General features: G+C 61.0%; 12 protein-coding genes and 2 pseudogenes. 4 read left to right on the forward strand and 10 right to left on the reverse strand.

From position 1 onward, the window contains the following. Positions 1 to 152: 152 nt before the first annotated feature. A pseudogene (locus tag FFS09_RS26735) lies at positions 153 to 518 on the forward strand (transposase); the annotation flags it as partial. Between the two features lie 102 nt (positions 519 to 620). Here FFS09_RS26735 and FFS09_RS26740 read toward each other — a convergent pair. From FFS09_RS26740 to FFS09_RS26775, 8 genes are read right to left on the reverse strand one after another with little or no spacing between them, the layout of a single operon-like run. Next, complete coding sequence (locus tag FFS09_RS26740; protein WP_137894260.1) at positions 621 to 1,451, reverse strand: SDR family NAD(P)-dependent oxidoreductase; 831 nt, start codon at positions 1,449 to 1,451, stop codon at positions 621 to 623. Between the two features lie 25 nt (positions 1,452 to 1,476). Then, positions 1,477 to 3,039 (reverse strand): class I adenylate-forming enzyme family protein, encoded by a 1,563-nt coding sequence (locus FFS09_RS26745; protein WP_137894258.1) that lies wholly within the window; start codon positions 3,037 to 3,039, stop codon positions 1,477 to 1,479. Positions 3,040 to 3,078: 39 nt separating this feature from the next. Then, positions 3,079 to 3,774 carry an ABC transporter ATP-binding protein gene (locus FFS09_RS26750; RefSeq protein WP_212744118.1) on the reverse strand — a complete coding sequence of 232 codons (696 nt, stop codon included), beginning with the start codon at positions 3,772 to 3,774 and terminating at the stop codon, positions 3,079 to 3,081. Beyond that, entirely contained in the window at positions 3,767 to 4,522 is a 756-nt protein-coding gene (locus tag FFS09_RS26755; protein WP_137894256.1) for an ABC transporter ATP-binding protein, read from the reverse strand. Before FFS09_RS26755 ends, FFS09_RS26750 begins: the two co-directional genes overlap by 8 nt. Further along, a complete protein-coding gene (locus tag FFS09_RS26760; protein ID WP_137921966.1) occupies positions 4,519 to 5,499 on the reverse strand; it encodes a branched-chain amino acid ABC transporter permease in 981 nt (326 codons plus the stop codon). The genes FFS09_RS26755 and FFS09_RS26760 overlap by 4 nt, the downstream gene beginning before the upstream one ends. Next, on the reverse strand, positions 5,496 to 6,359 hold the full coding sequence (locus FFS09_RS26765; RefSeq protein ID WP_249931244.1) for a branched-chain amino acid ABC transporter permease: 864 nt from the start codon (positions 6,357 to 6,359) through the stop codon (positions 5,496 to 5,498). Before FFS09_RS26765 ends, FFS09_RS26760 begins: the two co-directional genes overlap by 4 nt. A 24-nt stretch (positions 6,360 to 6,383) precedes the next feature. Further along, positions 6,384 to 7,601 carry an ABC transporter substrate-binding protein gene (locus FFS09_RS26770; protein ID WP_171020211.1) on the reverse strand — a complete coding sequence of 406 codons (1,218 nt, stop codon included), beginning with the start codon at positions 7,599 to 7,601 and terminating at the stop codon, positions 6,384 to 6,386. 49 nt (positions 7,602 to 7,650) lie between these two features. Then, the gene (locus FFS09_RS26775) at positions 7,651 to 8,901 is read right to left on the reverse strand and encodes a thiolase family protein (protein WP_137894250.1); all 1,251 of its coding nucleotides are present in this window, start codon (positions 8,899 to 8,901) and stop codon (positions 7,651 to 7,653) included. A gap of 539 nt (positions 8,902 to 9,440) precedes the next feature. Between FFS09_RS26775 and FFS09_RS26780 the strand changes: the two genes are divergently transcribed. Together FFS09_RS26780 and FFS09_RS26785 are read left to right on the forward strand one after the other, a co-directional pair. Further along, the gene (locus tag FFS09_RS26780) at positions 9,441 to 9,986 is read left to right on the forward strand and encodes a MarR family winged helix-turn-helix transcriptional regulator (RefSeq protein WP_137894245.1); all 546 of its coding nucleotides are present in this window, start codon (positions 9,441 to 9,443) and stop codon (positions 9,984 to 9,986) included. Between the two features lie 87 nt (positions 9,987 to 10,073). Beyond that, positions 10,074 to 10,315, forward strand: a pseudogene (locus FFS09_RS26785) (transposase); the annotation flags it as partial. A 313-nt stretch (positions 10,316 to 10,628) separates the two neighbouring features. Here FFS09_RS26785 and FFS09_RS26790 read toward each other — a convergent pair. Beyond that, positions 10,629 to 11,252 carry a tyrosine-type recombinase/integrase gene (locus FFS09_RS26790; protein WP_003052404.1) on the reverse strand — a complete coding sequence of 208 codons (624 nt, stop codon included), beginning with the start codon at positions 11,250 to 11,252 and terminating at the stop codon, positions 10,629 to 10,631. Positions 11,253 to 11,481: 229 nt separating this feature from the next. Between FFS09_RS26790 and FFS09_RS26795 the strand changes: the two genes are divergently transcribed. Next, positions 11,482 to 12,984, forward strand: a complete 1,503-nt coding sequence (locus FFS09_RS26795; protein ID WP_349654582.1) for an IS5 family transposase — start codon at positions 11,482 to 11,484, stop codon at positions 12,982 to 12,984. Positions 12,985 to 13,454: 470 nt separating this feature from the next. On the opposite strand, the gene FFS09_RS26800 is transcribed toward FFS09_RS26795, so the two are convergent. Then, positions 13,455 to 14,237, reverse strand: coding sequence for a hypothetical protein (locus FFS09_RS26800; RefSeq protein WP_137921968.1), 783 nt, complete (start codon positions 14,235 to 14,237; stop codon positions 13,455 to 13,457). Between the last annotated feature and the right edge of the window lie 7 nt (positions 14,238 to 14,244).

The following is a 14,244-nucleotide window of genomic DNA, read 5'->3' on the forward strand; positions in this document are numbered from 1 at the left end:
AATGGATGAAACCGACCACGGTTTGACGCCACGAATCGCAGATTTGAAAGTGAACAGGAAAGTCAATGAAATCAACGATCTACCAACACCACCTCCGCGCCAGTGCTAGCTTTTCGTACCGTCACTTATTGCACTGAAAACGAGGAGACCCCGTGGAGCACTACCTCAATCACGATCGATGCATCGCTGCCACGATGAGGGCGCTGGGCTACCCTGGTCGTGGGACGTTGACCGCCTGGGTTCGTGACGCGCTTCCTGAGACCAGGAAAGCCATGGTTTGGAGGGCTGGCCGCCCAAGGTATCCCGAGGCATTGAAGCAGGCTGGAGTCATAGAGCTTTGCACTCGCCGCGAAAGTGCGCAAGCCGTGGCCGAAAAATTAGGTGTGTGCAGGCCGACGTTGTACAACTGGAAAAACCAGCTACTCGGCCGCGAGGCCCCCGCGTCCATGAAGCACAGCAACAACTCACCGCCTGCGCCAGAGTGGGCGGAGCTCGAGCGCCAGCTCCAAGCGCTCCAGACCTAGTGCGGACCAACCAATGAGTCGAGAAGCAGCAGCCTTGAGCCGACCTTTCGGGATTACTGTCCTTGATCGGAAATGCCCTCGGTAGCAACGGTCGGATCAGATCCCGGCCAGTCCGCCACCGCATAGGACGACCTGCCCGCTGACGTAATCCGATTCTGGGATGCAGAACAGGTAGACAGCGCCGGCGCCTTCTTCGGGCGTTCCCGCGCGCCCGAGGGGAATCTGCTGCTGCAACCGCTCGAATAGATCTGCATTGACGCCGATGCGCAGATCGTGGCCGTCGATGGACTGCACTACATGCTCGGCAGTGCTGACCAGTAGCCGCGTCTTGATAAGCCCGAAGGCAACGCAGTTCACGGTGACATTCATGCGTCCCCACTCCTTGGCAAGTGTGCGGGTCATCCCATGGATGCCGGCCTTCGCCGCGGAGTACGCACTTTGCCCGGCATTCCCGGACATGCCCGCCGCGGAGGAGATGTTCACCACCTTGCGGACTTTGCGTTGTCCCGCCACAGATTCCTGCTTTACGAAGTCGCGGATGACGGGTTGAGCCGCGCGCAGGATTCGGAAAGGCGCGGTGAGGTGAACATCCAACATCGTTGCCCACTGCTCGTCCGAGACCTTCTGTATCACGTTGTCCCACGCATATCCTGCGTTGTTGACCACTATGTCGAGGCCAGAAAACTCGCGCACAGCTGTGCCGACGAAGCGTCCGGCGAATTCATCCGACGTCACGCTGCCTATGCATGCCACAGCCCGTCCCCCTGCGGCGCGAATCTGTTCGGCTACCTCTTGCGCCGGTTCTTCGTCAACGTCGTTAACGACCACCGATGCACCGTCAGCGGCAAGCTTCAATGCAATTTCTCGCCCGATCCCGCGCCCCGAGCCGGTGACCAGGGCCACCTTTCCATCCAATCTGCCGATCATTTCGATTCCTCACTACTTGTTGAATTTACGTATCAAGCCTGCAACAGGCATAGACCTCGGCGAGTTCGCCCTTGACAACCTTGCCGAGGGTATTGCGAGGAAATTCGCCTACCAGGACCACATCGTGAACGCGCTGGTGGCGCCCAACACGTTCGTTGATCCACGTCTTCAGTTCGTCGGCCCCGACCTCCCCCGAGGGCTTGAGCTTGACGAATGCGACGGGCGTTTCGCCCCACTTGGGATGCGACACGCCGACCACGGAACAATCCTGTACCGCCTGGTGTTCAAGCCCGACCGCCTCGATGTCGGCGGGATAGATGTTGAGGCCGCCGGAGATCAGCATGTCTTTTGAACGACCCTTTATCGTTACCCAGCCGTCTGCGTCAATGCTCCCCAGATCGCCAGTGCGCATGAATACATGGCCATCCGGAGATTTCCAAGCGACGGCCTCGTTCGACGCGGGGCGAGCTAGATAGCCCGTCATTGCAATGGCACATCGCCCGACCAGTTCCCCGATTTCGCCTTTGGGAAGCTCCTTGCCACACTCATCGACAACGCGAATCTCGCACGTCGGAATCGCGCGCCCCACAGAGCCGGGGTGGTCCTTCACCTGGTGCGGCTGTATCGCTGTGGCGACACCTTCTGTGAAGCCCCATAGCTCGCCCAGTCGTTCGCCGGTCATCTCCCGGGTGCGTCGCTTCAACTCCGAAGACATCGGCGCACCCGCGGTCACGATGAAGTCAAAGCATGACCAATCCGTCTCGCGCGCTGCCGGCAAGTCGATGAGCGCCTGCGCCATGGTCGGCACCATGAAGGCGAGCGTTGGACGGAAGCGCCGGATTTCCTCCAGGTAGCGCTGCGGATTGAAGCTCCCGGCAAGGTAAACAGCGCCTCCGGTAGCCAGTGCAGGAAGCAGCACCATGAAAGAACCGTTCGTGTGCGGGGGCGTCGTCAGCAGTAGCCGGCAACTTGACGAGCAACGAAAGACCGAAGCCAGGATCAGGGCCATTTGCGCCCGCGCCCGGTGGGAGTGCACGATGCCCTTTGGGGTGCCCGTCGTTCCAGACGAGTAAATGATCGTCGCGGGATCGTCAGGCCGCAGAACCACAGTCGACCTATCCGCTGAAGCGGCTGCGGCAGCCGCACCGATGTCCACGGTCCCTGCGAGAACGCCGTCCTCGCTACACACAATGCGGCATGGTTCGTTGGGGCCGATGCGCGGGATCACTGCTGCTGCAAGGTCGCCGTACGTCCTGCTTACCAGCAGGTGCGTCGCACGCGCATCGGCCAGCTGCGCATGAATGGCTTCAGGCCCGAGCATCGTGTTCAACGGCGCCGCCACCCCACCGGCCCGCAGCACACCGAATAGATGAATCCATGACCACCGCGACGAATCGATCAGCATCGCAACTGGCTGAGCCCTGCCGAGGCCCTGTGCGATCCAGGCGTTTGCCGAGGCGGTCACCAGGCCATCCAAGCTGCGCCATGAAACTTCGCCTGCGGAGTCGATGAGCGCCGGTTCGTTTGGTCGCGCCCTGGCGTTCAACTCGATCATCTCGGCGACCGACAGGAATTCCTGCTCCAGCATTTTCTGTACTCCTTTCGTCCTCGATGCGACGGGTGCGTTTCACACACTCATCAAACGGTTCACTTTTTCTTCGTCGCGCAGGAACGCTTCACGGTTTCCCTTCCATGCCACGCACCCGGAGTCGAGCACGTAGAAACGGCGGGCCAACTGCAGCGGAATCCGCGCGTTCTGCTCCACGATGACGATTCCAATCTGTTCCGACGCAACAGTCCTGATGGCTTCCAAGACCGCTTGCGCCATGATCGGAGACAGCCCTTCTGTGGGCTCGTCAAGCAGCAGCACGGCCGGTTGACAAAGCAGCGCGCGCGCGATTGCGAGCATCTGCTGCTCGCCGCCAGACAGGGCCGCACCCGCGGCTGTCCGTCTTTCAGCCAGCCGCGGAAAGAGCGAAAAAGCTGATTCAATCGTCCAACGAGACGCCTTGTGCGCGACTGAGGACATCCGAAGGTTCTCCTCGACGCTGAGCAGTGGAAACACTTGCCGGCTATCCGGAACGAGTGCAATTCCAAGCCGGCTCATCTGCTCGGCTGACACCGCGCGCAGTGCACTTCCGTTCCAGCGGATAGTGCCTTCACGCAGCGGCTCCCAGCCGGCAAGCGCCTTGAGAGCCGTAGACTTTCCCGCCCCGTTCCGGCCGACCAGCGCCACGACCTCACCAGGTTCGATCTCCATTGACACTTCGAAGAGCGCTTGGGCGCCTCCGTAGAACACCTGTGCACGTTCAAGCTCAAGCATCAGCAGTCCCCAGGTAGGCTGCCCGAACCTGCTCGTTTGCCTGGATCTCTCCAGGCGAGCCCTTTGCAAGCACGTTACCGCCAGCCAAGCACACAATCTCATCCGCAAGATCCATGACGACATCCATGTTGTGCTCAACCACCACCGTGGTTCGGCTCGCTGCGACGCGGCGAAGCAGATCCACGTACTGGGCCATCTCGCCATGGCCCACCCCAGCCAGTGGCTCGTCCAGCAGAAGAACCACGGGGTCGGCAATGACGCTCAATGCAATCTCCAGACCGCGTTGCTCTCCATGCGAAAGTTGACCCGCAGGTAACTCGGCCCGATCGGTCAAATTGAACTCCTGCAGTCTTTCGTCAACGTCCTGGACGATCTTGCGCATGGAGTCGACGGTGCGCCACGGCACCAGGCGTTTAAGCTCCGTGCGCTGGACTGCCAAGCGCAGGTTCTCGCGCACGGTCATTCGCGGAAAGACATTGACGATCTGGAACGAGCGCGCCATGCCTTGCTGTGCCCGCTGCCAGGGGGCGCTGCGGGTGATGTCGCGGCCCTCAAGCCGCACGATGCCGGCGCTTGGTGTCTGCAACCCGGAGAGGACGTTGAGCAGGGTCGTCTTACCGGCGCCGTTGGGCCCGATCAAGGCCGTCGTCTTGCCGGGAAGGAACGTCAGGCTCACATCGCGTAGCGCCTGGAACGAACCGAACCGGACGGCGATGGACTCGCACGAGAGCTGGGCGGCCCGCTTCATGCCTGCCTCGAGCGCCAGAAACCAGCCGCCCTGCGGCGCAGAAAGCGCGCACGCAGTTGGGCGAGGATGCCCACTAGTCCAGCTGGTGCAAACAGGGTGATCAGGATAAATAGCAGGCCGACGAATCCGAGCCAGTGCGGCGTTATGCCGTTGATCACCTCGCGGGCGCCTTCGAAGAAGGTGACGCCCAACAACGGCCCGAACAGGGTTCCTGAGCCGCCCAGAATCGCCATGATCAGAACTTCACCCGACAGCATGAAGCGCAGCATGTCCGGACCGACGAACATGGTGAGCATCCCGAATAGCGCGCCGCTAAGACCGGAAATTGCGCCTGAAAGACCGAGGGCGGTGATGCGGTAGAAGCCTACGTGGTAGCCCAGTTGTTCGGCCCGCACGGGATTGTCCCGCACGGCCGCGAGAGCATGCCCGTAGGGCGAGCGTCGCACCAGCGCGATTAGCGCGAGGATGGCGCTGAACACGAAGCAGGTGAACCAGAGGTAACGCAGGGTGTCGCTGAAGTCAATCCCCAGGACCATCGGGCGCGGGATGCCCGGGATTCCGTCGGAGCCCCCGCTGAAACGACGCATCTTCACCTCGATCAGTATGCTGACAAGCTGACCCAGCGCGAGGGTTGCGAGCGCGAAGTAAATGCCCGTTGCGCGTCGTCCCAGCACGCCGAAGAGCAGGGCCAGCAGGCCACCGGCAACGACTGATGCGGCAAGGGCGGGGAAGACTCCCCAGCCGGTGCCAATAGCGACCCAGGCGAACGCATAGGCCCCAATGCCGAAGAAGGCGGCATGCCCGACCGAAAAGATGCCGGTCCGCCCAAATGCCAAGTCAAATGCCGATGCGAAGATGGCCATGATCAGCACCTGGGCAATGAAGTGCTGTGCGCCTTCAGAAACCAGTCGCCCGAGTGCGGCGCAAGCAAGCCCGATCACGACGGCCGCAATCAGTTCTAACCTTAAGTTTTTCATGCTTTGCGCGCTCCTGGCGAGTTGAACAGTCCCTGAGGACGCAAAAGCAGCACGATGACAAGAAGCACGTACGTCAGCAGGTCGACGTATTCGACTGCATATTGCTGCCCGAACGCGCGCAGCAAACCCAGGGCGAATGCGGCCGCAACAGCACCTCGGACGTTGCCAAGGCCGCCCACGATGACGACCATAAAACTGTCCAGGATCACCGTCCCTCCCATATTGACCTGCACAGGGCTGAGAGGGGCGGCGATGACCCCTCCGAGGCCAGCGAGAGCGCCGCCCAGCGCGAACACCGTGGTGCGATAGCGCGCGATGCTGATGCCAAGGCCACGCACCATCTGCGCATGTGTCATGGCGGCACGCAACACCATGCCGATACGGGTGCGATCGATCATCAGGACAAGCACGGCCGCGACCAGCGCACCTGCAGCGATCACGAAGACGCGGTAGACCGGCAGCTTCTCGCCGAGGACCTCCATTTGTCCGGAGAGAAAGCCGGGGATCTGGATGTGTCGGTAATTCAAGCCCCAGATTGCGCGAGCGACTTCCTCCAACAAAATGAGTAGCCCGAAAGTCAGTAGCAGTTGCTTCTCGTGCGACTGTTCGTAGAGAGGCCGCAGCAGAAGGGCCTCTATCGCGACGGCCAATGCGGCAATCACGAGAGGGGCGATCAGCAGACCGGCGACAAAACTCCCGCTACGAGCCACCACCTCGGCAGCTACGAAAGCACCTAGCATGTAGAGCGTGCCGTGAGCGAAGTTCACGACTCCCAGCATGCCGAATGCCAAGGCAAGGCCTGCGGCGACCAGCAGCAGCACGGCGCCGATACTCAGGCCAATCAAGACAGTGGTCAGCACGTCTGCGCTCCTGCCACGGGCCTACTAGCGGCAGGCCGTAAACAGTTCGGCCGCCGAGAAGGTGTTTGTCACTTGCATGACCACCGGCGGCATCGGCGGCGTCGCAGCGACGGCGCGACCGAAGTAGCCGCTTTGTTCCGCCTGCTGGTCGCATGAACGCATCTTCTTGGCGCCTTCCACCGAGTTGGGCCGGGCGCTGGTCTTGAGCGACTTCACCCACACGGCCTTATCCCACGACTTCGTCGCGTCGATGACGTCCAGGAACCAAGCCATTCCGTCGAACGCTTCGCCGGCGTACTGGTCTGGCACGTCGTTGTATTTGGCCTGATAGGCCGCGACAAAGGCCTTGTTGGCCGGGTTGTCTATGCTGAAGTGGTAGCGCAGCGTCGAGTAGACGCCGCTGCTTCCGGACCCCACCGCCTTGGCGATGGACTCATCCATCGTGGTGGTGCCGAACAGCTTCTTCTTTTCCTGCAGCTTGAACTGCTCACCCTGCTTGAGCAGCGTGATCATGTCGCTTCCGGAGACGAACAGCGCGACGGCTTCGGCATCGCTCTGAAGGATCTTGTTGATGATGATCGAGAAGTCGCGTGTGCCGATGGCGGGAAACTCTTGGCCGACCACCGTCGCGCTGCGGGCCTGGAGCATCGCCCTGAATTTCGCTTCGGCGTCCCGCGACGCGCCTGCGTCGGAGGCGACTGTGAACACTTTTTTGAACTCACTATGGGCGGCAAAGCGGTCCAGCATGCGCATCTCCATGTCTATCGAGTTCGACGTGCGGAATGTGTAGGGATTTCCCTCCTTGGCCGTGATGTCGTCCGCCGCCGACATAGTCACGAGCAGGGGCGTTTGCGCGCGTTCAGCGACCTTCATCACCGCAAGCGTTGCGCCGGACGCGACAGGCGCGAACAGCAGGTGCGACTGGGCCGACACCATGCGAGTGGCCTTCTGCACCGCCACCTGCGGCTTTGTTTCGTCGTCTTCCCAGATGAACTTAACAGGCGCACCCAGCACTTTTCGGCCGCGCATTTCGGCAGCCAGTTCAGCGCCCTTGCGCATCGATTCGCCCATCACCCCGAACGGACCGGAGAACGTGCCGATACCGCCAATCCGGAATTCGGTTTCCTGGGCGAGCGCGGGAACCGCACACAGCGCCGCAGCTAGTGCGAAAAGGTTCAACATGCGGACCCGCTTCGGCGTACAGTGCAGCGGGGTTTTCATGGCCTGATAGTCGCGATTCATTCCTATCTCCTTGGTTGGTTTTTCCGTGTGAATCCCGCAAGGGATGTGTTCAGTTGCGTTCCAGGATGACGACCGAGCAAGCCGCCTCTTCAAGTCCCAGCAAGCCGCCACCGTTTTCCTGCAGTGCAAGACGCGCATTCACTACCTGCCGCTCGCCGGCTTCGCCCCGTAGTTGGGTCGCGAGTTCCGCCAGCATCGACAGCCCCGTTGCGCCAAGCGGGTGGCCCTTGGAAACCAAGCCGCCAGACGTATTGACTGGGATGGCACCACCAAGGCGCGTCGCGCCCGACGCGACGAACGGGCCGCCCTCGCCGTCGCGACAGAAGCCAAGCATTTCCATCTGGTAGATTTCGCCGAAAGAGGTCGCATCGTGGACCTCTGCTACATCAATGTCGGAGGGTTTCACATCTGCCTTCCTGTAGGCCTTCTCCGCGGCGACGCGTGAGAGCGAAGGCTCGTCCTCGCTTCTCATCTTGCCGCCGGTAAATACACTGGCACGGATCTTCACGGCCCTCGCACGCACCTCGGGTGCGACGCTTTGCAGGTGGCGCTCCGAACAAAGTAGCGCAGCGGCCGCACCATCACCGATGGGTGAGCACATCGCGCGCGTAAGCGGGTCGATAACCTTCCGGTCGGCGAGCACTTCCTCGGGCGTCATCTGGAATCGGTACTGCGCTTTCGGGTTGAGCGAGCCGTGGAAATGGTTCTTCGAGGCGCAGTACGCAATCTGCTCACGTGTGGTTCCCCACCGATGCATGTGATAGGCGGCCTGCATGGCATAGGTGTCCATCGGTAGCGTGCGTCCAGGCCCCGGCGCGAAAGACCGGCCAATTTTTCCAGCGATCCTGCGGTATTCCCCGAACAGCTCCTCGCGATCGAATGGAGCGCGCCCACCACTGAAGCGCGTCAACATTTCCTCGCCGCCTTCGGGGTCGTACAGCTTCTCGACGCCTATGGCCAGCGAGAGGTCGGACTGGCCGGAAAGGATGTCCTTCCATGCGCCGTGGAACGCCATCGATGCGGTGGCGCAACCGCCTTCCACATTGATCATGGGCACCCGATCCGGAAACAATCCTTCCTGTACCAGCGGGACGAAGGAGATCTGGCCCCGGACCACCGCTTGCCCCCAGTAGTCAGCCATGCAGTTGCCGAACCACGCGAACTCGATGCCATCGCCCTTGGCCATTCCAGCATCCGCGAGCACGCCCATGTAGGCTTCGCGCGATAAGTCCCGGATGGACTTGTCGATGTGCCGCTTGAACGGCGTCGTATAGGCGCCAACGATGTAAACATCTTGCATGCTTTTTCCCTAGTTCTGCCGCAGCAGACCTTGCCAGAAGCGATCGCAGATCTCGCGCTTCGACGTCTTGCCAACAGCTGTGTGGGGCAGCTCACCCCAGAATTCGACGGACTTGGGTGCTGTCGTGCCACCAAGTCGCTCGTGACCGTACTTCTGCAAGTCTTCGCGCGGAGCCTCGGAGCCGCAAGCTCGAGTTCCTCTTTGACGGTCTCTTCCCACTTGCTTCTCAGAAAGCTGATCACGGCACTCTCCCGAGCCACTCTGAGGCGCCAACCCTCGATGAACCGCCGGCAAGGCCTCGGGGACGTGCATCAATCCTGCCGAGTGCAACTCGGCGCGGCATTCGAAAAAGCCAATCAGGTTCACGGTCGTCGTCTCCGGACAATCTGGCGTCAGTACAGTGCAAGGCCATTTAATATAGCAATATTACTGATACATTAATCATTGTTTTATTAGTAGTTACCCTGAATGAATCAACTACGAGTAGCATTGACGCCGGCTGCCGCTGCGGCGCCACATTTCAGGAAGCAACGAGGACCATGAACGCGACACGACGCAGCGCCAAAGCCCCTGCCTCAAGCAGTGCGAGCTCCGAATTCGACAGCGCCTTCTGGAACGTTATCCAGTCCCACTTTTTCTCTCACGCGCACCTGCGCCAAGCGGCCGAAGCTGCACTGGTCCCACTACAGCTTGGATTGGCACACCATCGTGCGATGGCTTTCATCTATAAGAACCCGGGCATCACCGTGGGGCAGTTGCGATGTGAACTCCGCGTGTCGAGCCAGGCGCTCAATACGGTCCTCGGACAGCTGATACGTCGTGAGTTGGTGGAACAAAAAGCTGGGCAGGAAGATAGGCGGATCAAGCATCTCTTCCTCACGCGGGAAGGAAAGGATGTGCTGGAAACGGCCTTAGGCCGCCAACGCGATGTAGTCAGGAAGGCGGCACATGCGTGCGGACCCGATGCAGTAAAGGGCTTCATTGCATTGGCTCGCGCAATGGCTGACGAGGAGGCGCGACAGTCAATCGGCCCGGTTGATGAGGCTGCGGTAGTTATGCTGTGCAAAGCCGGCCGGGCCAGCTGAAATTGCTCATAACGACAGCTTGGCCTTGCCATAAGCGTTTCAACGGTAGTGCCGACAGTCCACAGGTTCTAGACTGGGACCGTCGGCTACCGGCGCATCAGGCGATGGGAGCATGAGGAAGTCATGGGGACCGGATGCCCAATGCCATGACGGTGCGCAAAAGCACCATCGAGCATGTCTTCGGCACCCTCAAACACTGGATGGGTGGGACGCACTTCCTGACCCGAGGCATAGAGAACGTGGCAACCGAGATGAACCTGAGCGTGTTGGCATACAACTTCAAACGCGTCCTCCGCATCCTGGGTTTCGAGCGGGCCAAGAAAGCGATGCAGTTGTTGGGCGCATGGGCACCCTTTGCAGCCGCCTGCAGGCCCGATCTACAACCCCGAGCGGGCACCAGCATCACCATTGCAGGCCTCAGACGGGGTCAATTCGCACAAACAAACAAGGCTGCGAGCTGCGTCTGACTCGCGCGGGCTCCCCGCGAGTTGTCACACGGCCTCGCCGCGAAGCAGACATTTGCAACGGCTGGACGGATGACAGCTGTTGGCCGGGAGTGTCATTCCGCGCCTTTGCCGTAAAGCAGCCGCTCAAGTCGTGCAGCCTAGTTCATGACAAGGGCAGCACGACCGTAAGCTTGCTTCAAATTTCGGTTTGCTCGGAAATCTCCAACGCATCGTCAACCTCTATGCCGAGATACCGGATGGTCGACTCCAGCTTGGAGTGCCCAAGCAGCAACTGAACGGCACGCAGGTTTTTGGTTCGTCGATAGATCAGCGTGGGCTTGGTTCTTCGTATCGAATGGGTACCATAGCTTGCGCGCTCCAGCCCTAGCTCATCCACCCAGTGGGCTAGGATACGGGCGTACTGACGTGTTCCCAGATGAGGGGATCTGTGGATCCTGCTTGGGAACAAAAAGCTATCGGATTTCAGCTCCGCATGCTTGATCCATGCCTGCAGGGCATCTCGTGTCGTTGATGTGATTTCAAATTGCACAGGCCGCTGCGTTTTGTGTTGCATAACGATGGCGCGTGTCGCCATCTGATCGCCGTGGCAAACGTCTCTGACCTTCAACGCCACGAGGTCACAGCCCCGCAATTTGCTGTCGATACCCAGGTTGAAAAGTGCAAGCTCCCGGATTCGGTGCTCCATCTGTAGTCGCACACGCAGTGCCCAGATGTCTTTGACCTTGAACGGGGACTTTTGGCCCACGATTTTCCCCTTGTTCCACGGCTCGCGATGGATAGCGCTGGTGACGGATTCCATGATGGTCTCCCATTGAGTTGAGGGAGTACCACAATGCGCTTGATTGGCCAGAAAGTCGATGCACTGGCAGAGCATCAGCTCAATGAATTCGCTGGCGAACGACTGCTAACTGGTCGTCCCTGAAGAATCCCCAGAGCCCGCGTAGGCACTGGACTTTGGGGTGATTGCGGATGGCCGGAACTCCCGGTTTGAATTCCAATAGAGGCTGTTTTCTGGGAGTTCTGCCGTGCTGTTTGCCTGCCCCGCCACCGATGATTTCTTCCGTTCGCGCATCGATCACATGATCGACCTGCGCCATCCGCTGGCCGTGCTGGCCTCGCGCATGCCCTGGCAGGAGATCGAAGCACGGGTGGCGCAGGTCTTCTCTCGCAGAGGCCGCGCCGGTGTGGCCATGCCCGACCTGGATCTCTTCGGCGAGCAGGTGCAGCGTGCCGCTGTTCCCAGCAATGCAGGGCGCCCCCGTGTGCCGCTGCGCATCATGATCGCGCTGCTGTACCTCAAGCACGCCTTCAACGAGTCCGACGAGGGCGTCGTTGAGCGCTGGGGCGAGACGCCAACGTGGCAGTTCTTCTCGGGCCAGGCGTACTTTGAACACCGCCGCCCCTGCGATGCCACCACCCTGATCAAGTTCCGTCAGCTCCTGGCTGAGGAAGGCGTGGAGGAACTGTTGGCGCAAACCATCAACGTGGCCGTGAACCTCAAGCTGATCAAACCGCAGGAGCTCGCCCGCGTGATCGTGGACAGCACGGTGCAACACAAGGCGATTGCCCACCCCACCGACAGCCGCTTGCTGGAGACTGCGCGCGCCAAGCTGGTGGAGGCGGCCAAGGACGCCGGGGTCGATCTGAAGCAGACCTTTGCCAAAGAGGGCAAGGAGCTGGGCCGCAAGGCTGGAAGATACGCACATGCCCGCCAGTTCAAGCGCATGCGCCGGGCCATCAAGCGCCAGCGCACCATCGTCGCTCGCCTGCAGCGCGAGATTGACCGCAAGGCCACTGCCATCGGGCAAGCTGTGCGGGAGGCGCTCGCTGAGACTTTGAACAAGGCCCGGCGCATCGTGTGCCAGAGCGGCCAACGCAAAGCGGCGGATGGACAGCCCAAGCTCTACGCCTGGCACGCGCCCGAGGTGGACTGCATCAGCAAGGGCAAGGCGAGAACGCCTTACGAGTTCGGGGTGAAGGTGGGCATTGCCAGCACGCTGCACGGCAACCTGATCGTGGGCGCACGGGCCTTCCACGGCAACCCGTATGACGGGCACACCTTGGCCGAGCAGCTCGAGCAGGCCACGATCCTGATGCAGGACAGTGCGACAAAACCGGCGACGGCCTTCGTGGATCTGGGTTACCGGGGCGTGGATGCGGACTTGCCTGGCGTGCACATCGTGCACCGGGGCAAGGCCAAGCGGATCAGCGAACGGGAGAGAAAGCTGCTCAAGCGGCGCCAGGCCATCGAACCCATCATTGGCCACCTCAAGGCCGACCATCGGATGGATCGCTGCCACCTCAAGGGTGAAACTGGCGACCGGCTGCACGCGGTGCTGTGCGCGGCGGGCTACAACATCCGTTGGCTGCTGCGCATGATCGCAAGGAAGGGGGTGGCCTTCCTGCAACTGGTCTATTTGCGCCTGTGCGAGGTCGCGAGCCTATCGCCGAACTGGTCTCGGATGCTGCGCAAGCCGCTTGACCATGCACTCAGCAGGTCAGCCCCTCGCTTGGCCTGGGCGTCAATCTGAATAAATCAGGGCCGACCAAGTAGATATTCAAGACGCTGCTTTGTATCGGCCCTTGAACGATGAATCTGCAAAGGTGCTTACTGCTGAGCTTGGTGATGGAGCTGGTCGCCTGCGGCCCTTCTGAGGAAAAACGCTCGGTGGGCTTCCCCCAGTTTCCGGGACAGACCGGTGGCAACCAAAGCCCTACGCTGTGCACCAGCATGAAGATCGCAACCTACAACATCAACGGTGTCAAGGGCCGGCTCCCTGCGCTGATCGGCTGGCTTGAAACGACTGCGCCCGATGTGGTCTGCCTGCGGGAGATCAAGACGACATCGGCGACCTTCCCGCTCGCGGCAATAGAACGCTCAGGCTGCCATTGGGCGAACAGCCGATCAGTGCCAAAAAGCAGTCGCTCAGCTTGGTTTCGATCAGAACAGGTTGTCGCCAATTGCCGGGGCCGCCGACCAGCCATGGGCCCTAGCAGTCGACTATGGCGCCGCCACAGCCTTCTTCTTTTTAACGACCGAGGGCAGCGACGGCAAGCACTCGAAGAGACGCTCAGCGTACGCGAAGCCAATGCGCTTCACGGCGTCGGCATCGAAATAGAAGAGCCAACTCGCCAGCAGCGCCACGGAGATCACCAATGTCATCGCAGCAGCTAACCCGGGCCGCGCAAGGTTGACCAGGTTCACAGCGAGTGGATCTAGCTCAACCACACCCGCCAGCACCAGGCCGTAGAACAGCCCGAGCAGGCAGGTCACGATGCCGATGGGCTTCATGGCCAGCATGTTGCGGTGGAAGCCATATGCGATGTTTTCCTTCAGCAGCAGGCTCTTGTTGCTTCGCGTCAGCTCTCGCAGACGCTTAGTGGCGCCCACGTAGGTGTCGTCGGCCTTTGCTGGGTCCTCCGCCTCTTCTTCGGCTGTCGGCATAGCGATGCCGAGCTTGGAGACGATGGCGTCGTGATAGCGACGCTTGCTGACGCTGTCCAGGGTCTGGTCACGATGACGCAGTGCCAGGGTGGTGGGCATGCCGCCCCACCCTTGGACCAGCCTGTCCTCCAGCTTCTTGCCGCGCACGCGGGCGACGCTTGCCAGTGTGTACGTCGCGCCGCAGCCCGCCAGCAAGGCCACCAACCCGGTCAAGATTGGGTGCCGCGCGCCGTAAACGCACACCAGCGGCACCAGCAACGGCAGCGTGGCAAGGAGGCCGGGCGCGAGCCGCGCCTTGCGTTCATAGGGGTCCTTGGCGAGTTCGACCAGAGCGAGCATTCGAGGT

The organism is Hydrogenophaga sp. 2FB, assembly GCF_005503365.1.
Lineage (GTDB): Bacteria > Pseudomonadota > Gammaproteobacteria > Burkholderiales > Burkholderiaceae_C > Hydrogenophaga.